16 protein-coding genes are annotated in these 18,899 nt (G+C 57.2%); 15 read left to right on the top strand and 1 reads right to left on the bottom strand.

What is annotated here, in order from left to right:
• Positions 1-218 precede the first annotated feature (218 nt).
• Genes GT756_RS04830 through nei form a run of 6 tightly spaced genes read left to right on the top strand, consistent with a single transcriptional unit; the run spans position 219 to position 4,782 of the window.
• The gene (locus GT756_RS04830) at positions 219-962 is read left to right on the top strand and encodes a type 2 GTP cyclohydrolase I (protein ID WP_004885970.1); all 744 of its coding nucleotides are present in this window, start codon (positions 219-221) and stop codon (positions 960-962) included.
• 14 nt (positions 963-976) lie between these two features.
• Positions 977-1,633: a 5-oxoprolinase subunit PxpB gene (pxpB, locus tag GT756_RS04825; RefSeq protein ID WP_017901415.1), complete on the top strand. Its 657-nt coding sequence runs from the start codon at positions 977-979 to the stop codon at positions 1,631-1,633.
• Positions 1,627-2,559 carry a 5-oxoprolinase subunit PxpC gene (pxpC, locus tag GT756_RS04820; RefSeq protein WP_004885976.1) on the top strand — a complete coding sequence of 311 codons (933 nt, stop codon included), beginning with the start codon at positions 1,627-1,629 and terminating at the stop codon, positions 2,557-2,559. The genes pxpB and pxpC overlap by 7 nt, the downstream gene beginning before the upstream one ends.
• Positions 2,549-3,301 carry a 5-oxoprolinase subunit PxpA gene (pxpA, locus tag GT756_RS04815; RefSeq protein WP_032455730.1) on the top strand — a complete coding sequence of 251 codons (753 nt, stop codon included), beginning with the start codon at positions 2,549-2,551 and terminating at the stop codon, positions 3,299-3,301. The genes pxpC and pxpA overlap by 11 nt, the downstream gene beginning before the upstream one ends.
• Positions 3,302-3,330: 29 nt before the next feature.
• Positions 3,331-3,975: a pyroglutamyl-peptidase I gene (gene pcp / locus GT756_RS04810; protein WP_004885979.1), complete on the top strand. Its 645-nt coding sequence runs from the start codon at positions 3,331-3,333 to the stop codon at positions 3,973-3,975.
• Positions 3,976-3,990: 15 nt separating this feature from the next.
• On the top strand, positions 3,991-4,782 hold the full coding sequence (gene nei / locus GT756_RS04805) for an endonuclease VIII (protein WP_032455732.1): 792 nt from the start codon (positions 3,991-3,993) through the stop codon (positions 4,780-4,782).
• A 90-nt stretch (positions 4,783-4,872) separates the two neighbouring features.
• Here the strand turns inward: nei and gltA are convergent, their stop codons facing one another.
• A complete protein-coding gene (gltA, locus tag GT756_RS04800) occupies positions 4,873-6,156 on the bottom strand; it encodes a citrate synthase (protein ID WP_004885983.1) in 1,284 nt (427 codons plus the stop codon).
• Between the two features lie 640 nt (positions 6,157-6,796).
• Here gltA and sdhC point away from each other — a divergent pair.
• The 9 genes from sdhC to cydA all read left to right on the top strand — a co-directional run bounded on the left by sdhC (position 6,797) and on the right by cydA (position 18,888).
• On the top strand, positions 6,797-7,201 hold the full coding sequence (gene sdhC / locus GT756_RS04795; protein WP_004142216.1) for a succinate dehydrogenase cytochrome b556 subunit: 405 nt from the start codon (positions 6,797-6,799) through the stop codon (positions 7,199-7,201).
• Complete coding sequence (gene sdhD, locus GT756_RS04790; RefSeq protein WP_002894949.1) at positions 7,195-7,542, top strand: succinate dehydrogenase membrane anchor subunit; 348 nt, start codon at positions 7,195-7,197, stop codon at positions 7,540-7,542. The genes sdhC and sdhD overlap by 7 nt, the downstream gene beginning before the upstream one ends.
• The gene (gene sdhA / locus GT756_RS04785; RefSeq protein WP_004179067.1) at positions 7,542-9,308 is read left to right on the top strand and encodes a succinate dehydrogenase flavoprotein subunit; all 1,767 of its coding nucleotides are present in this window, start codon (positions 7,542-7,544) and stop codon (positions 9,306-9,308) included. Before sdhD ends, sdhA begins: the two co-directional genes overlap by 1 nt.
• A 15-nt stretch (positions 9,309-9,323) precedes the next feature.
• Positions 9,324-10,040, top strand: coding sequence for a succinate dehydrogenase iron-sulfur subunit SdhB (sdhB, locus tag GT756_RS04780; protein ID WP_008805686.1), 717 nt, complete (start codon positions 9,324-9,326; stop codon positions 10,038-10,040).
• A gap of 265 nt (positions 10,041-10,305) precedes the next feature.
• Positions 10,306-13,113 (top strand): 2-oxoglutarate dehydrogenase E1 component, encoded by a 2,808-nt coding sequence (gene sucA, locus GT756_RS04775; protein WP_160124575.1) that lies wholly within the window; start codon positions 10,306-10,308, stop codon positions 13,111-13,113.
• A gap of 14 nt (positions 13,114-13,127) precedes the next feature.
• On the top strand, positions 13,128-14,354 hold the full coding sequence (gene odhB / locus GT756_RS04770) for a 2-oxoglutarate dehydrogenase complex dihydrolipoyllysine-residue succinyltransferase (RefSeq protein WP_004142209.1): 1,227 nt from the start codon (positions 13,128-13,130) through the stop codon (positions 14,352-14,354).
• A 103-nt stretch (positions 14,355-14,457) separates the two neighbouring features.
• Complete coding sequence (gene sucC / locus GT756_RS04765; RefSeq protein WP_002895039.1) at positions 14,458-15,624, top strand: ADP-forming succinate--CoA ligase subunit beta; 1,167 nt, start codon at positions 14,458-14,460, stop codon at positions 15,622-15,624.
• A complete protein-coding gene (gene sucD / locus GT756_RS04760) occupies positions 15,624-16,493 on the top strand; it encodes a succinate--CoA ligase subunit alpha (protein WP_004885990.1) in 870 nt (289 codons plus the stop codon). The genes sucC and sucD overlap by 1 nt, the downstream gene beginning before the upstream one ends.
• 826 nt (positions 16,494-17,319) lie before the next feature.
• Positions 17,320-18,888 carry a cytochrome ubiquinol oxidase subunit I gene (gene cydA / locus GT756_RS04755; RefSeq protein WP_002895047.1) on the top strand — a complete coding sequence of 523 codons (1,569 nt, stop codon included), beginning with the start codon at positions 17,320-17,322 and terminating at the stop codon, positions 18,886-18,888.
• Positions 18,889-18,899: the final 11 nt, after the last annotated feature.

Here is an 18,899-nt window from a genome sequence, read left to right as displayed (position 1 = left end):
TAGCGTTTAATTAGTCATATTCATGGCTTGAGGGGCTTTCTGATTATTTAATATGCTTTATTAGTGCATAAATATACACGAATGCGTGGCGGGGTGAATAGACAAATTGCGCTATTCAGTAAAAAGTCATCGTCAGTGTCGGAGGCGGACTATCGACGACCCGAATGGATCTGGTTATGTTATGCCTTTGTATACCCTGATTATCTGCTGGAGTGGCGATGAAAAATAGCGAACTGGAACAACTGATAAACGACAAGCTCAATAGTGCAGCCATCAGTGACTTCGCCCCTAACGGTCTGCAGGTGGAAGGGCGCGACACGGTGCACAAGATCGTCACCGGAGTGACGGCCAGCCAGGCGCTGCTGGATGAGGCCGTTCGTCTTCAGGCGGATGCGGTGATTGTCCATCACGGCTATTTCTGGAAAAACGAATCGCCAGTGATCCGCGGTATGAAGCGCCGGCGCCTGAAAACCCTGCTGGCCAATGATATCAATCTCTACGGCTGGCACCTGCCGCTGGATGCCCATCCCGAGCTGGGCAATAACGCGCAACTGGCGCATCTGTTGGGGATTAACGTGCTGGGGGAAATCGAACCGCTGGTGCCCTGGGGCGAACTGTCGATGCCGGTTTCCGGCCTTGAACTGGCCTCATGGATTGAAGCGCGGCTGGGGCGTAAGCCGCTGTGGTGCGGCGATACCGGGCCGGACACCGTCAGCCGCGTCGCCTGGTGTACCGGCGGCGGCCAGAGCTTTATCGACGCCGCGGCGCGCTTTGGCGTGGACGCGTTTATCACCGGCGAGGTGTCGGAACAAACCATCCATTCCGCCCGCGAGCAGGGCCTGCATTTTTATGCCGCCGGCCACCACGCCACCGAGCGGGGCGGTATTCGCGCCCTCAGCGAATGGCTGACGGAAACCACTGACCTGGACGTCACCTTTATTGATATTCCCAACCCTGCCTGACGGGAGAGAGAAAAGTGCAGCGAGCGCGTTGTTATCTGTTAGGAGAAACGGCCGTCGTGCTGGAGCTGGAGCCGCCGGTCACCCTTGAGAGCCAGCAGCGGATCTGGGGCTTAGCCCAGCGTCTGGCGAACCATGAGGAAGTGATTGACGCCATTCCCGGCATGAACAATATCACTGTGGTGCTCCGCCGCCCGCAGGAGGTGGCGTGGGAGGCGATAGACCGTCTGCAGCGCTGGTGGGAGGAGAGCCTCGCGATCGAGCCGGAGTCGCGCTCGCTGACCATTCCGGTCGTCTACGGCGGCGAGGCCGGACCGGATCTCGGGGTGGTGGCGCAGCACAGCGGCCTCAGTGAAAAGCAGGTCGTGGAGCTGCACGCTTCGGTGGAGTATCTGGTCTGGTTTATTGGTTTTCAGCCGGGATTTCCCTACCTGGGCGGGTTGCCAGCGGCGCTGGCGACGCCGCGTCGCGCCGAACCGCGCGTGCACGTCCCGGCCGGGTCGGTGGGTATCGGCGGCGCGCAAACCGGGATCTATCCGCTGGCGACGCCCGGCGGCTGGCAGCTGCTGGGGCGGACCTCGCTAACGCTGTTCGACCCGTCGCGGAAGGAGCCTGCGCTGCTGCGCGTGGGCGATAAAATTCGCTTTGTGCCGCAAAAGGAGGGGGTATGTTGACTCTGATCCGCGCCGGCCTGTACACCTCGGTACAGGACGGTGGACGAGAAGGCCTGCGCCAGTCTGGCATCAGCCGCTGCGGCGCTCTGGATTATCCCTCGCTGGTGATTGCCAATCTGCTGGTTGGCAACGAGGCGAATGCCGCCGGGCTGGAGATTACCCTCGGCCAGGTGGAGATCGAATTTGCCCGCAGCGGCTGGTTTGCGCTGACCGGCGCCGCCTGCGAAGCGACGCTGGACGGTAAAGCGGTCTGGGTGGGCTGGCGCACCGCCTACCGGCCCGGGCAGCGGCTGGTGCTGAAAACGCCGCAGCATGGCATTCGCAGCTATCTGGCGGTGGCGGGCGGGATTGCGGTACCCGAGGTCCTTGGCTCGCGCTGCACGGATCTCAAGGCGGGGATTGGCGGTCTGGAAGGACGCCGCCTGCAGGACGGCGACAAGCTGAAGCTCGGGAAAGCCGCCCGCCGCTTCACCACCCCGCGCGGCGTCAAGCAGCTGCCGCTGGGCAACCGCATTCGTGCGCTGCCCGGGCCGGAGTACCACGAATTTGACGCGGCCTCACAGGCGTCATTCTGGCGCGCCCCCTGGAAGCTCAGTCCGCAGAGTAACCGCATGGGGTACCGCCTGCAGGGGCAGCCGCTGAAACGCACCACCGATCGCGAAATGCTGTCGCACGGCCTGCTGCCGGGCGTGGTGCAGGTGCCGCACAACGGCCAGCCCATTGTGCTGATGAACGACGCGCAAACCACCGGCGGCTATCCGCGGATCGCCTGCATCATCGATGCCGATATGTACCAGCTGGCGCAGATCCCACTGGGGCAGCCGATCCATTTCGTGGCCTGCTCGCTGGAGGAGGCGCTGAAGGCGCGGGCCGATCGTCAGCGTTATCTTGAACAACTGGCGTGGAGACTCCACGATGATGATTGATCTCAATGCCGATCTCGGGGAAGGCGGGGCGAACGATAGCGCGCTGCTCCAGCTGGTGTCGTCGGCGAATATCGCCTGTGGTTTTCACGCCGGCGACGCCGGGCTGATGGTGCAGAGCGTGCGCGAGGCGCTGAAGTACGGCGTCGCGGTGGGCGCCCATCCGGGATATCCCGACCGGGAAAATTTTGGCCGCACGGCGATGGATCTGCCGCCGGAAACGGTCTATGCCCAGACGCTGTATCAGATTGGCGCTCTGGCGGCGATCGTTCAGGCTCAGGGCGGCGAGTTGCAGCACGTAAAGCCGCACGGCATGCTCTACAACCAGGCGGCCAAATCGCCGCCGCTGGCCGACGCGATCGCCCGCGCGGTCCGCGATGTTAACCCGCAGCTGGTGCTGGTGGGTCTGGCGGGCAGCGAACTGATCCGCGCTGGGCAACGCTATGGCTTGACGACGCGTCAGGAGGTGTTTGCCGACCGCGGTTATCTGGCCGACGGCAGCCTGGTGCCGCGCACCGAGCCTGGCGCGCTGATTGACAGCGAAGAGCAGGCCCTGGCGCAAACCCTCGAAATGGTGCAACACCACCGGGTGCGTAGCGTCAGCGGCGAATGGGCGAACGTGGTGGCGCAGACGGTATGTCTGCATGGCGATGGTCCGCATGCCCTCGAATTTGCCCGCCGTTTGCGGGCGGCGTTCGCCGGGCGCCATATTATGGTCAGCGCTCAGCCAGAGGCTGAGATATGACAATCTGAAGGACCGCGAAGGAGAAGACGATGGCGGGCGTATTACTCACCGGTTTTGAACCCTTTGACGGCGAGACGGTGAACCCTTCCTGGGAAGTGGTGCAGCAGCTTGACGGTACAATGATTGCTGGTCAGCCGGTGATTGCCAGGCAGCTTCCCTGCGTGTTTGGCGAGGCGCTGTCGGCGCTGGACGCGGCGATTGAAGACCTGCAGCCGAAGCTGGTTATCGCGGTGGGACAGGCCGGCGGCCGGGTCGATATCAGCGTCGAACGTGTGGCGATTAACGTCGATGATGCGCGTATCCCCGATAACAAAGGCCAGCAACCCATCGACACGCCGATCGTCGACGGCGGGCCGGCCGCGTGGTTCAGCACCTTGCCGATCAAAGCGATCGTCAGCGCGCTGCGCGATCGCGGGATCCCGGCCTCGGTGTCGCAAACTGCCGGCACCTTCGTCTGCAATCACGTCATGTACGGTCTGCTGCACAAGCTGCAGGGACAGAATGAGGTGAGGGGCGGGTTTATCCATATTCCCTGGCTACCGGCGCAGGCGGCGGCCCATCCCGGCGAGCCGAGTATGGCGACCGCCACCGTACGGGAAGCGCTGGAGACGGCCATAGCCGTAGCCCTGCACCAGCCGGTGGATAGTAAACTGGGCGGCGGCGCCACCCACTAACAGAAGGATGACAGTATGCCGGAAGGTCCGGAGATCCGCCGCGCGGCGGATACACTGGAGGCAGCAATCAAAGACGAACCCTTAACCGACGTCTGGTTCGCTTTTCCCCGGTTGCAACCTTATCAAACCGAACTGATTGGTCAGCGGGTTACCCATATCGACACCCGGGGCAAGGCCCTGCTGACCCGCTTCTCCGGCGGCCTGACCCTGTACAGCCATAATCAGCTGTACGGCGTCTGGCGCGTGGTTGAGGCCGGCGAACAGCCTGCCTCTAACCGGGTGCTGCGCGTCAGGCTACAGACGGCCAGCAAGGCGATTTTGCTCTACAGCGCGTCGGACATTGAGATGCTCACGGCGGAGCAGGAGGCCAACCATCCGTTCTTGCTGCGCGTCGGTCCGGACGTGCTGGATATGACGTTAACCGCGGAGCAGGTGAAAGCGCGACTGCTGTCGGCCAAATTCCGCAATCGTCAGTTTTCCGGCCTGCTGCTGGATCAGGCTTTTCTTGCCGGTCTGGGTAACTATCTGCGGGTGGAAATCCTCTGGCAGGTGGGGCTGACCGGGGGGCATAAGGCCTCGGAGCTTAATGAAACACAGCTGGATGCGCTGGCGCACGCGCTACTCGATATCCCGCGGCTTTCTTATCGCACTCGCGGCCAGCCCGATAACAACAAGCACCACGGCGCGCTGTTCCGCTTTAAGGTCTTCCATCGCGATGGGGAAAAGTGCGAGCGCTGCGGGGGCGTGATTGAGAAGACCATGCTCTCATCGCGGCCGTTTTACTGGTGCCCGCACTGCCAGCATTAAGCCGGCAGCCAGGCAGTGTCAGCGCCAGGCTTCATCGTCAGGCATAAAAAACGCGCCAGCAGGCGCGTTTTTATCATCCGGACAGCGAGATTAACGCTTGATGTCGGACTGGAAGTCGCGTTTGGCGTAGCCGGTGTACAGCTGACGCGGACGGGCGATCTTCATGCCGTCGCTGTGCATTTCGTTCCAGTGCGCAATCCAGCCCACGGTACGCGCCATGGCGAAGATAACGGTAAACATGGAGGACGGAATACCCATCGCTTTCAGGATGATACCGGAGTAGAAGTCGACGTTCGGGTAGAGCTTCTTCTCGATGAAGTACGGGTCGTTCAGCGCGATATGCTCCAGCTCCATGGCCACCTGCAGCAGGTCGTCTTTGGTGCCCAGCTCTTTCAGCACTTCATGGCAGGTTTCACGCATTACGGTGGCGCGCGGGTCGTAGTTTTTGTAAACACGATGGCCGAAGCCCATCAGGCGGAAAGAGTCATTCTTGTCTTTCGCACGACGAACAAATTCCGGAATGTGTTCAACGGAGCTGATCTCTTCCAGCATTTTCAGTGCCGCTTCGTTGGCACCGCCGTGCGCCGGTCCCCACAGAGAGGCGATGCCGGCTGCGATACAGGCGAACGGGTTAGCGCCGGAAGAGCCCGCGGTACGTACCGTCGAGGTCGAGGCGTTCTGCTCGTGATCGGCGTGCAGGATCAGAATACGGTCCATGGCGCGCTCGAGCACCGGATTGACTTCGTACTCTTCGCACGGCGTGGCGAACATCATGCGCAGGAAGTTGCCGGCGTAGGAGAGGTCGTTGCGCGGATAAACAAACGGCTGGCCGATAGAATACTTGTAACACATAGCTGCCATGGTCGGCATTTTGGACAGCAGGCGATAGGCGGCGATTTCACGGTGACGCGGGTTATTCACGTCGAGGGAGTCGTGATAGAACGCCGCCAGGGCGCCGGTGATCCCGCACATAACGGCCATCGGGTGAGAATCGCGACGGAACGCATGGAACAGACGGGTGATCTGCTCATGGATCATGGTGTGACGGGTCACGGTGGTTTTGAATTCGTCATATTCGGCCTGGGTTGGTTTTTCACCGTTTAGCAGAATGTAACAAACTTCAAGATAGTTTGATTCGGTCGCTAACTGGTCGATCGGGAAGCCGCGGTGCAGCAGGATCCCCTCGTCACCATCGATAAACGTAATTTTAGATTCACAGGAAGCGGTAGATGTGAAACCTGGGTCAAAGGTAAATACGCCTTTTGAACCAAGACTACGAATATCAATAACATCCTGACCGAGCGTGCCTTTTAGCACATCCAGTTCAATAGCAGTGTCACCACCCAGGGTGATTTTTGCTTTAGCATCAGACATTTATGGTCTCCTTAGCGCCTTTATTGCTTAAGACTGCCGGGTGGTGGATTTGCTTTCGGCCCGCGCCCGTATACGTTACCAGTTTGTTATGTTGCACACAGCTCTGCGTCAGCGAAAAGGGCAGGGTACAGAGCAACGGCGCTTGATGGCACGTTCTTCAGGGCTGCGGTGAAACAACAGCAAATCAGCGTTTTAGCAGTCCGAATATTAAAACCTGTATACCACTAATAACTGTCCTGATTACATCGGTCAATACTGACACACTGTTACATAACTTATTCTCAGGTGAAAGAGTGACCCCATAACTTTTGAGCATTATTGCATTTAACTGGTAATGGTTGTAACAAGAATGTTTAATATTTGTCAAATCAGGTGATTAAAAATTAAAAAAATGTTGTTATCGTGACCTTGATCACTGTTCCGGAGAAAACCCAACAAACTATATGTAGGTTAATTGTAATGATTTTGTGAACGGCCTATACTGCGGCCAGGTCTCCGGAACACCCTGCAATCCCGAGCCACCCAGCGTTGTTTAGTGATGTTTTAATGCCTGAAAAGACGTTTTAACATGACTTCTGGTTATAGAAAGGACGCTGTCTGACCCGCAAGCAGACCGGAGGAAGGAAACAATAAGAACAGCATGTGGGCGTTATTCATGGTAAGAAATGTGAAAAAACAAAGACCTGTCAATCTGGATCTACAAACGATACGGTTCCCAATCACGGCGATAGCGTCCATTCTCCATCGCGTTTCCGGTGTCATCACCTTCGTGGCGGTCGGAATTCTGCTTTGGCTGCTGGGCACCAGCCTCTCCTCCCCTGAAGGTTTTCTGACGGCGGCCTCGATCATGGATAGCTTCTTTGTGAAGTTCATCATGTGGGGCATTCTCACCGCGCTGGCCTATCACGTCGTTGTCGGTATCCGCCATCTGATGATGGACTTTGGTTACCTGGACGAAACCCTCGAAGCAGGGAAACGTTCCGCCAAGATTTCTTTTGTTATTACTGTCGTGCTTTCACTTCTCGCAGGAGTCCTCGTATGGTAAGCAACGCCTCAGCACTGGGACGCAACGGCGTACATGACTTTATTCTGGTCCGTGCTACCGCCATCGTTCTGACCCTCTACATAATCTACATGGTTGGCTTCTTCGCTACCACCGGTGAGATCTCATGGGAAGTGTGGACTGGATTCTTTGCCTCCGGCTTCACTAAAGTCTTCACTCTGCTGGCTCTCGTTTCCATTCTTATCCATGCCTGGATCGGGATGTGGCAGGTGTTAACGGACTACGTTAAACCACTGGCTCTGCGCCTGGTTCTGCAGCTGGCTATCGTTGTGGCGCTGGTGGCTTACGTTCTTTATGGATTTGTTGTGGTGTGGGGTGTGTAATGAAATTGCCAGTCAGAGAGTTTGATGCTGTTGTCATCGGTGCCGGCGGCGCAGGTATGCGCGCGGCGCTGCAAATTTCCCAGAGCGGACAGACCTGTGCGCTGCTCTCTAAAGTCTTCCCGACCCGTTCCCATACCGTGTCAGCGCAGGGGGGTATCACCGTCGCGCTCGGTAACTCCCATGAAGATAACTGGGAATGGCATATGTACGACACCGTAAAAGGGTCGGACTATATCGGTGACCAGGACGCCATCGAATATATGTGTAAGACCGGCCCGGAAGCGATTCTCGAGCTGGAGCACATGGGCCTGCCGTTCTCCCGTCTTGACGACGGCCGTATTTATCAGCGCCCGTTCGGCGGCCAGTCGAAGAACTTCGGCGGCGAGCAGGCGGCGCGCACCGCGGCGGCGGCTGACCGTACCGGCCACGCCCTGCTGCACACCCTGTACCAGCAGAACCTCAAAAACCACACCACTATTTTCTCCGAATGGTATGCCCTCGATCTGGTGAAAAACCAGGACGGCGCGGTGGTGGGTTGTACTGCCCTGTGCATCGAGACCGGCGAAGTGGTCTACTTTAAAGCCCGCGCCACCGTGCTGGCGACCGGCGGCGCAGGCCGTATCTATCAGTCCACCACCAACGCCCACATCAACACCGGTGACGGCGTCGGGATGGCCATTCGTGCCGGCGTGCCGGTGCAGGATATGGAAATGTGGCAGTTCCACCCGACCGGCATCGCCGGGGCAGGGGTTCTGGTCACCGAAGGTTGCCGCGGCGAAGGCGGTTATCTGCTCAATAAACACGGCGAACGCTTTATGGAGCGTTATGCCCCGAACGCCAAAGACCTGGCGGGTCGTGACGTGGTGGCGCGTTCCATCATGATCGAAATCCGCGAAGGTCGCGGCTGCGATGGCCCGTGGGGCCCGCACGCGAAATTGAAGCTGGACCACCTGGGTAAAGAGGTTCTGGAATCTCGTCTGCCGGGTATCCTCGAGCTGTCCCGTACCTTTGCTCACGTCGATCCGGTGAAAGAGCCGATCCCGGTTATCCCAACCTGCCACTACATGATGGGCGGTATTCCGACCAAAGTGACCGGCCAGGCGCTGACCGTCAATGAGAAGGGCGAAGACGTGGTGATCCCGGGCCTGTTCGCGGTAGGCGAAATCGCCTGCGTATCGGTCCACGGCGCTAACCGTCTTGGCGGCAACTCGCTGCTCGACCTGGTGGTCTTCGGCCGCGCGGCGGGCCTGCATCTGCAGGAATCCATCGCTGAGCAGGGCACGCTGCGCGACGCCAGCGAATCCGATATCGAAGGCTCGCTGGACCGCCTCAACCGCTGGAACAACACCCGTTCCGGTGAAGATCCGGTGGCGATCCGCAAAGCGCTGCAGGAATGTATGCAGCATAACTTCTCGGTGTTCCGCGAAGGCGATGCGATGCACAAAGGTCTGGAACAGCTGAAAGTGATCCGCGAGCGCCTGAAAAATGCCCGTCTCGACGATACCTCCAGCGAGTTCAACACCCAGCGCGTTGAGTGCCTGGAGCTGGATAACCTGATGGAAACCGCGTACGCGACCGCCGTATCCGCTAACTTCCGTACCGAGAGCCGTGGCGCCCACAGCCGCTTCGACTTCCCGGATCGTGATGATGAAAACTGGCTGTGCCATTCCCTGTATCTGCCAGAGTCGGAATCCATGACGCGTCGTAGCGTCAACATGGAACCGAAACTGCGTCCGGCATTCCCGCCGAAGATTCGTACTTACTAATGCGGAGACAGGAAAATGAAACTCGAGTTTTCAATTTATCGCTATAACCCGGATGTTGATGACGCTCCGCACATGCAGGATTACACCCTCGAAGCGGAAGAAGGTCGTGACATGATGCTGCTGGATGCGCTGATCCAGCTGAAAGAAAAAGATCCGTCGCTGTCGTTCCGCCGCTCCTGCCGTGAAGGGGTTTGTGGTTCCGATGGCCTGAATATGAACGGGAAAAACGGTCTGGCGTGCATCACGCCGATCTCCGCGCTGAATCAGCCGGGCAAGAAGATTGTTATCCGTCCGCTGCCAGGATTACCGGTTATCCGTGATTTGGTGGTGGACATGGGGCAATTCTATGCACAATATGAGAAGATTAAGCCTTACTTGTTGAATAATGGGCAAAATCCTCCGGCTCGCGAGCATCTGCAGATGCCTGAGCAGCGTGAGAAACTCGATGGTCTGTACGAGTGTATTCTCTGCGCATGTTGTTCGACCTCTTGCCCGTCGTTCTGGTGGAACCCGGACAAGTTCATCGGCCCGGCAGGTCTTCTGGCCGCGTATCGCTTCCTGATCGACAGTCGCGATACCGAAACCAGCGAGCGTCTGGAAGGTCTGAGCGATGCTTTCAGCGTATTCCGCTGTCACAGCATTATGAACTGCGTCAGTGTGTGTCCTAAGGGATTGAACCCAACGCGCGCCATCGGCCATATTAAGTCGATGCTGCTGCAGCGCAGCGCGTAAGTTGTTTTCGTTGCCGGATGGCGACGTAAACGTCTTATCCGGCCTACAGGATCGTATCTTGTAGGCCTGATAAGCGAAGCGCCATCAGGCAATAGATATAGCAGGAAACCTCTAAAAACTGCCCCTGATAGTTAGACAGTTTTTAAAGGTTCCTTAGCGGATAGAAACCACAACTCGTCCGCAACAAGTGAACCCCGGCACGTGCACTCGGTGTGCGTGGTAGTTTCTACGGCGAAATAAGCATATGAATGCTTAAGGGATCACGATGCAGAACGGCGCAATGAAAGCCTGGCTGGACTCTTCTTACCTCTCTGGTTCGAACCAGAGCTGGATAGAACAGCTCTATGAAGACTTCTTAACCGATCCTGACTCTGTTGACGCCAACTGGCGTTCAATGTTCCAGCAGTTACCTGGCACCGGAGTTAAACCGGATCAATTTCATTCCAAAACGCGTGATTATTTCCGTCGACTGGCGAAGGATGCCTCACGTTACACTTCTTCGATTTCCGACCCAGACACCAATGTGAAGCAGGTTAAAGTCCTGCAGCTCATCAACGCATACCGTTTCCGTGGCCACCAGCATGCGAATCTCGATCCGCTGGGGCTGTGGAAGCAAGAGAGAGTGGCGGATCTCGATCCGGCCTACCACGATCTGACCGAGGCCGATTTCCAGGAAAGCTATAACGTAGGTTCATTTGCCATCGGTAAAGACACGATGAAGCTGGGCGAGTTGATTGCCGCCCTCAAGCAAACCTACTGCGGCTCCATCGGCGCGGAATACATGCATATCACCTCTACCGAAGAAAAACGCTGGATCCAGCAGCGCATTGAATCGGTAGCCGGCAAAGCGAGCTTTACCGCGGAAGAGAAAAAACGCTTCCTCAGCGAACTGACCGCCGCGGAAGGCCTGGAGCGCTACCTCGGCGCCAAATTCCCGGGGGCGAAGCGCTTCTCGCTGGAGGGTGGCGATGCCCTGATCCCGATGCTCAAAGAGATGATCCGCCATGCGGGCAAGAGCGGCACCCGCGAAGTGGTGCTGGGCATGGCGCACCGCGGTCGTCTCAACGTGCTGGTCAACGTGCTGGGTAAAAAACCGCAGGATCTGTTCGACGAGTTCGCCGGCAAACATAAAGAACATCTCGGTACCGGCGATGTGAAGTACCACATGGGCTTCTCATCCGATATGGAAACCGAAGGCGGTCTGGTGCACCTGGCGCTGGCGTTTAACCCGTCGCACCTCGAGATCGTCAGCCCGGTGGTTATCGGTTCCGTACGCGCCCGTCTGGATCGTCTGGACGAGCCGAGCAGCAACAAGGTTCTGCCGATCACTATCCACGGCGACGCCGCCGTCACCGGTCAGGGCGTGGTTCAGGAAACCCTGAACATGTCGAAAGCCCGCGGTTACGAAGTGGGCGGTACCGTGCGCATCGTTATCAACAACCAGGTGGGCTTCACGACCTCTAACCCGCTGGATGCGCGTTCGACCCCGTACTGCACCGACATCGGTAAAATGGTGCAGGCGCCGATTTTCCACGTCAATGCCGACGATCCGGAAGCGGTCGCGTTCGTCACTCGTCTGGCGCTGGATTTCCGCAATACCTTCAAACGCGATGTCTTCATCGATCTGGTGTGCTACCGCCGTCACGGCCATAACGAAGCCGATGAGCCGAGCGCAACTCAGCCGCTGATGTATCAGAAGATCAAAAAGCACCCGACCCCGCGCAAAATCTATGCTGACAAGCTGGAGCAGGAGAAGGTGGCGACTCTGGAAGACGCGACCGAGCAGGTTAACCTCTACCGCGATGCGCTGGATGCCGGCGAATGCGTGGTGCAGGAATGGCGTCCGATGAACATGCACTCCTTTACCTGGTCGCCGTACCTCAATCATGAGTGGGACGAGAGCTATCCGGATAAAGTGGAGCCGAAGCGTCTGCAGGAGCTGGCGAAACGCATCAGCACGGTGCCGGAAGGTATCGAAATGCAGTCCCGCGTAGCGAAAATTTACGCCGACCGCCAGGCGATGGCGGCAGGTGAGAAGCTGTTCGACTGGGGCGGCGCCGAAAACCTGGCCTACGCCACGCTGGTTGACGAAGGTATTCCGGTGCGTCTGTCCGGGGAAGACTCCGGTCGCGGCACCTTCTTCCATCGTCATGCGGTGATCCATAACCAGACCAATGGTTCAACTTACACCCCGCTGCAGCATGTCCATAACGGTCAGGGCCAGTTCCGCGTTTGGGACTCGGTGCTGTCTGAAGAAGCCGTACTGGCGTTTGAATATGGTTACGCCACCGCTGAGCCGCGCACCCTGACCATCTGGGAAGCGCAGTTTGGCGACTTCGCCAACGGCGCTCAGGTGGTGATCGACCAGTTCATCTCCTCCGGTGAGCAGAAGTGGGGCCGGATGTGCGGCCTGGTGATGCTCCTGCCGCACGGCTATGAAGGCCAGGGTCCGGAGCACTCCTCCGCGCGTCTGGAGCGTTATCTGCAGCTGTGCGCTGAGCAGAACATGCAGGTCTGCGTACCGTCTACACCGGCGCAGGTGTACCACATGCTGCGTCGTCAGGCGCTGCGCGGTATGCGTCGTCCGCTGGTGGTGATGTCGCCGAAGTCGCTGCTGCGTCATCCGCTGGCAGTCTCCAGCATGGATGAGCTGGCGAACGGCACTTTCCTGCCGGCCATCGGTGAAATCGATCAACTTGATCCGCAGGCTGTGAAGCGCGTTGTGCTGTGCTCTGGTAAGGTTTACTACGACCTGCTGGAACAGCGCCGCAAAAACGAGCAAAAAGATGTCGCTATCGTTCGTATCGAGCAGCTCTATCCGTTCCCGCATCAGGCGGTGCAGGAAGCGCTGAAAGCGTATGCGCACGTGCATGATTTTATCTGGTGCCAGGAAGAGCCGCTCAACCAGGGCGCATGGTACTGCAGCCAGCATCACTTCCGTGAAGTGATTCCGTTTGGGGCCTCTCTGCGTTATGCAGGCCGCCCGGCCTCCGCCTCTCCGGCGGTAGGGTATATGTCCGTTCACCAGAAACAGCAACAAGATCTGGTCAATGACGCGCTGAACGTCGATTAATTAAAGGATACACAATGAGTAGCGTAGATATTCTGGTTCCCGACCTGCCTGAGTCCGTAGCTGACGCAACCGTCGCCACCTGGCACAAAAAACCGGGCGACGCGGTCGTCCGTGACGAAGTCCTGGTCGAAATCGAAACTGACAAAGTGGTACTGGAAGTACCGGCATCAGCGGACGGCATTCTGGATGCAGTGCTGGAAGACGAGGGCGCTACCGTCCTGTCTCGCCAGATCCTTGGCCGCCTGCGCGAAGGTAACAGCGCAGGTAAAGAAAGCAGCGAAAAAGCCGATGCGAAAGCGTCCACTCCGGCGCAGCGTCAGCAGGCCTCTCTGGAAGAGCAGAACAACGACGCGCTGAGCCCGGCGATCCGTCGTCTGCTGGCTGAACACAACCTTGACCCAGCGGCCATCAAAGGCACTGGCGTCGGCGGCCGTCTGACCCGCGAAGACGTTGAGAAACATCTGGCGAAAGCCCCGGCGCCGGCAGAAGCCAAAGCGCCAGCCGCCGCCCCGGCAGCCGCGCCGGCGCCGCAGCTGGGCCACCGTTCGGAAAAACGCGTCCCGATGACCCGCCTGCGTAAACGCGTAGCCGAACGTCTGCTGGAAGCGAAAAACTCTACCGCCATGCTGACGACCTTTAACGAAGTCAACATGAAGCCCATCATGGATCTGCGTAAGCAGTACGGTGAGGCGTTCGAAAAACGTCATGGCATCCGCCTGGGCTTTATGTCCTTCTACGTGAAAGCGGTAGTGGAAGCGCTGAAACGCTATCCGGAAGTGAACGCTTCCATCGATGGCGACGACGTGGTGTACCACAACTACTTCGACGTCAGCATGGCCGTATCCACTCCGCGCGGCCTGGTCACCCCGGTTCTGCGTGACGTCGACCTGCTGGGCATGGCGGATATCGAAAAGAATATTAAAGAGCTGGCAGTGAAAGGCCGCGACGGCAAGCTGACCGTAGATGACCTGACCGGCGGTAACTTCACCATTACCAACGGCGGCGTGTTCGGCTCCCTGATGTCCACGCCGATCATCAACCCACCGCAGAGCGCCATCCTGGGTATGCATGCCATTAAAGACCGCCCGATGGCGGTGAATGGCAAGGTAGAGATCCTGCCGATGATGTACCTGGCGCTCTCCTACGACCACCGTCTGATCGACGGACGTGAGTCGGTAGGCTTCCTGGTGGCGATTAAAGAGCTGCTGGAAGATCCGACCCGTCTGCTGCTGGACGTGTAGTCAGCAAGCGTATTACCTACCGTAGGCCGGATAACACGCGTTAGCGCCGTTATCAGGCCTACAGGTTTAAAGATAATTACACCCTGAAGGATGGACTGAACACATGAACTTACATGAATATCAGGCAAAACAACTTTTTGCCCGCTATGGCTTACCGGCGCCGGTGGGTTATGCCTGTACTACTCCGCGTGAAGCAGAAGAAGCCGCTTCAAAAATCGGCGCGGGTCCGTGGGTAGTGAAATGTCAGGTTCACGCTGGTGGCCGCGGCAAAGCGGGCGGTGTGAAAGTGGTGAAGAGCAAAGAAGAGATCCGCGCATTTGCCGAGCACTGGCTGGGCAAACGTCTGGTGACCTATCAAACAGATGCGAACGGCCAGCCGGTTAACCAGATCCTGGTTGAAGCGGCGACCGATATTGACAAAGAGCTGTACCTGGGCGCGGTCGTTGACCGTAGTTCCCGTCGCGTGGTGTTCATGGCCTCTACTGAAGGCGGCGTGGAAATCGAAAAAGTGGCGGAAGAGACCCCGCACCTGATCCACAAGATCGCCATCGATCCGCTGGCTGGCCCGATGCCTTACCAGGGCCGTGAACTGGCGTTCAAACTGGGCCTGGAAGGTAAGCAGGTTCAGCAGTTCACTAAGATTTTCATGGGCCTGGCGACCATTTTCCTGGAGCGCGACCTGGCGCTGATCGAAATTAACCCGCTGGTGATCACCAAGCAGGGCGACCTGATCTGCCTGGACGGCAAACTGGGTGCTGACGGCAACGCACTGTTCCGCCAGCCGGATCTGCGCGAAATGCGCGACCAGTCTCAGGAAGATCCGCGTGAAGCGCAGGCTGCGCAGTGGGAACTGAACTACGTCGCGCTGGACGGCAACATTGGTTGCATGGTTAACGGCGCGGGCCTGGCGATGGGTACCATGGACATCGTTAAACTGCACGGCGGCGAACCGGCTAACTTCCTCGACGTGGGCGGCGGCGCCACCAAAGAGCGCGTCACCGAAGCGTTCAAAATCATCCTCTCTGATGACAACGTGAAAGCGGTGCTGGTTAACATCTTCGGCGGTATCGTACGCTGCGACCTGATCGCTGACGGTATCATCGGTGCGGTAGCGGAAGTTGGGGTTAACGTTCCGGTGGTGGTTCGTCTGGAAGGTAACAACGCCGAACTGGGCGCGAAAAAACTGGCTGACAGCGGCCTGAATATTATTGCAGCGAAAAGTCTGACGGACGCAGCACAGCAGGTTGTTGCCGCAGTGGAGGGGAAATAATGTCAGTTTTAATTAATAAAGATACCAAGGTTATCTGCCAGGGCTTCACCGGTAGCCAGGGGACCTTCCACTCTGAACAAGCGATCGCTTACGGTACGCAAATGGTTGGCGGCGTGACGCCAGGCAAAGGCGGCACCACGCACCTGGGCCTGCCGGTGTTCAACACCGTGCGCGAAGCCGTTGAAGCGACCGGCGCTACCGCGACCGTGATCTACGTTCCGGCGCCGTTCTGCAAAGATTCCATTCTGGAAGCGATTGACGCGGGCATTAAGCTTATCATCACCATCACCGAAGGTATCCCGACCCTGGATATGCTGACCGTGAAAGTGAAACTGGACGAAGCGGGCGTGCGCATGATCGGCCCGAACTGCCCAGGCGTGATCACCCCGGGCGAATGCAAAATCGGCATCATGCCGGGTCACATTCACAAGCCGGGTAAAGTGGGCATCGTTTCCCGTTCCGGTACCCTGACCTATGAAGCGGTTAAGCAAACCACCGACTACGGCTTCGGCCAGTCTACCTGCGTCGGTATCGGCGGCGACCCGATCCCGGGCTCTAACTTCATCGATATCCTGAAGCTGTTCCAGGAAGACCCGCAGACCGAAGCGATCGTCATGATCGGTGAGATCGGCGGCAGCGCGGAAGAAGAAGCGGCTGCCTACATCAAAGAGCACGTGACCAAGCCGGTTGTCGGCTACATCGCGGGCGTGACCGCGCCGAAAGGCAAGCGTATGGGCCATGCGGGCGCCATCATCGCTGGCGGTAAAGGTACTGCTGATGAGAAATTCGCAGCCCTGGAAGCAGCCGGTGTGAAAACCGTTCGCAGCCTGGCCGATATCGGCGAAGCGCTGAAAGCGATCATCAAGTAAACCCTCTCTGCTTGTCCGCAAGCAGAAATCTGTCCGATTTCGACATGGTTGGCCACCGTCAGGTGGCCTTTTTTTTGGCCGTTATCCGCTTCTCCCGAAAGCCGCTGAGCCAGCAAACCCCGCGTTTGGCGAAAACCTTATCTATCATATTGATTTTAAAAATTATTTCATAAATATTCTCGACGTGCGGTTGTCGGAAAGGAAAATATGCCCTGGCCGTACCGGAGGGAAGCAAAACAGACACTAAAAAAAGTGGGGGAGGGGATAAGAAAACAGGAAAAAATACTGTGAGCGGTCTAGCATTAATCGGATCGGCTCTTTTTTTTCTTTTTTTTCCTGCGGCGTTAAATAATATTACCTATGATTCTCATCTCTCCCTTTTTAGTAACCAATCAAAGTATACTTTAAACACAGTATTAACATTAAGTTTACCAATATTCTTTATTGGGCTACATAATTAACACGTAGAGTAAAAATTGATTTATATCAATACTTAATGCTTGGAAAAATCCTTCAAAAAACGTTAAATTGTCTCAAGTCAAATTGGCCTAAACTGGCCATCTTCGCTATATATTGATCACCGTCGAAAAATGTAAAACTGGAACAATAAAAACATATTTATTGTAAGGTTATTGCGGCGTAATATATTGGGGAATCAATTGGGTTTTTCGTTAACGTATTTGTAACCTTGTCCTGGCGTGGTTTCACTTTCGGTTGAAACCCGCTCCGGGCGGGCGACAAATAAAAATTTGTATTGGGGCATGCGTATGAGCCAGAGCTTCTCGGTTCATTTTCGGAGTCTTCATGCGATGAGCAAGGAGTCATGATGTTAGATATAGTCGAACTGTCGCGCTTACAGTTTGCCTTGACCGCGATGTACCACTTCCTGTTTGTGCCACTGACGCTCGGTATGGCGTTCCTGCTGGCCATTATGGAAACGGTCTACGTCCTTTCCGGCAAACAGATTTATAAAGATATGACCAAATTCTGGGGCAAGTTGTTTGGTATCAACTTCGCGCTGGGTGTGGCGACCGGTCTGACCATGGAGTTCCAGTTCGGGACTAACTGGTCGTATTACTCACACTACGTGGGGGATATCTTCGGTGCGCCGCTGGCCATTGAAGGTCTGATGGCCTTCTTCCTCGAATCCACCTTTGTAGGTCTGTTCTTCTTCGGTTGGGATCGTCTGGGTAAAGTTCAGCACATGGCCGTCACCTGGCTGGTCGCACTGGGCTCCAACCTCTCCGCGCTGTGGATCCTCGTCGCAAACGGCTGGATGCAGAACCCTATCGCATCGGACTTCAACTTTGAAACCATGCGTATGGAGATGGTTAGCTTCTCCGAACTGGTGCTCAACCCGGTTGCTCAGGTGAAATTCGTTCACACCGTGGCGTCTGGCTATGTCACCGGTGCGATGTTCATCCTGGCTATCAGCTCTTGGTACATGCTGAAAGGCCGTGACTTTGCCTTTGCTAAGCGCTCCTTCGCCATCGCAGCCAGCTTCGGTATGGCAGCGATCCTCTCCGTTATTGTGCTGGGTGACGAATCTGGTTACGAAATGGGCGACGTGCAGAAAACCAAACTGGCGGCTATCGAAGCAGAGTGGGAAACCCAGCCTGCGCCGGCGGCCTTTACCCTGTTTGGTATTCCCGATCAGAATGCGCAAACCAACCACTTCGCCATCCAGATCCCTTACGCGCTGGGCATCATTGCCACCCGCTCGGTGGATAAGCCGGTTATCGGTCTGAAGGATCTGATGGTTCAGCACGAAGAGCGTATCCGTAACGGCATGAAGGCCTATGCGTTGCTGGAGCAACTGCGCGCCGGTTCCACCGACCAGGCCGTTCGCGACCAGTTCAATAACGTGAAGAAAGATCTTGGCTATGGTCTGCTGCTGAAACGCTATACCCCGAACGTCGCTGACGCCACGGAAGAGCAGATCGCCAAAGCGACCAAAGACTCTATTCCAAGCGTCGCACCGCTGTACTTCGCCTTCCGTATCATGGTGGCGTGCGGCATCCTGATGCTGTTGATTATCGGCGCCTCCTTCTGGAGCGTGATCCGTAACCGTATCGGCGAGAAAAAATGGCTGCTGCGCGCCGCGTTCTATGGCTTGCCGCTGCCATGGATTGCCGTGGAGTCGGGCTGGTTTGTTGCCGAATACGGCCGTCAGCCGTGGGCGATTGGTGAAGTCCTGCCGACGGCGGTGGCCAACTCGTCGCTGACCGCGGGCGATCTGATCTTCTCTATGTTGCTGATCTGCGGCCTGTACACGCTGTTCCTGGTGGCTGAACTGTTCCTGATGTTCAAGTTTGCCCGCAAAGGACCTAGCAGCCTGAAAACCGGCCGCTATCACTTTGAACAGTCCTCTGCGGCTATTCAGTCGGCACGCTAAGACAGGAGTCG

Origin of the sequence: Klebsiella sp. Q2, assembly GCF_009900705.1 — a bacterium.
Classification (GTDB): domain Bacteria; phylum Pseudomonadota; class Gammaproteobacteria; order Enterobacterales; family Enterobacteriaceae; genus Klebsiella; species Klebsiella quasipneumoniae.
This window is presented reverse-complemented; position numbering and strand designations above follow the sequence as displayed.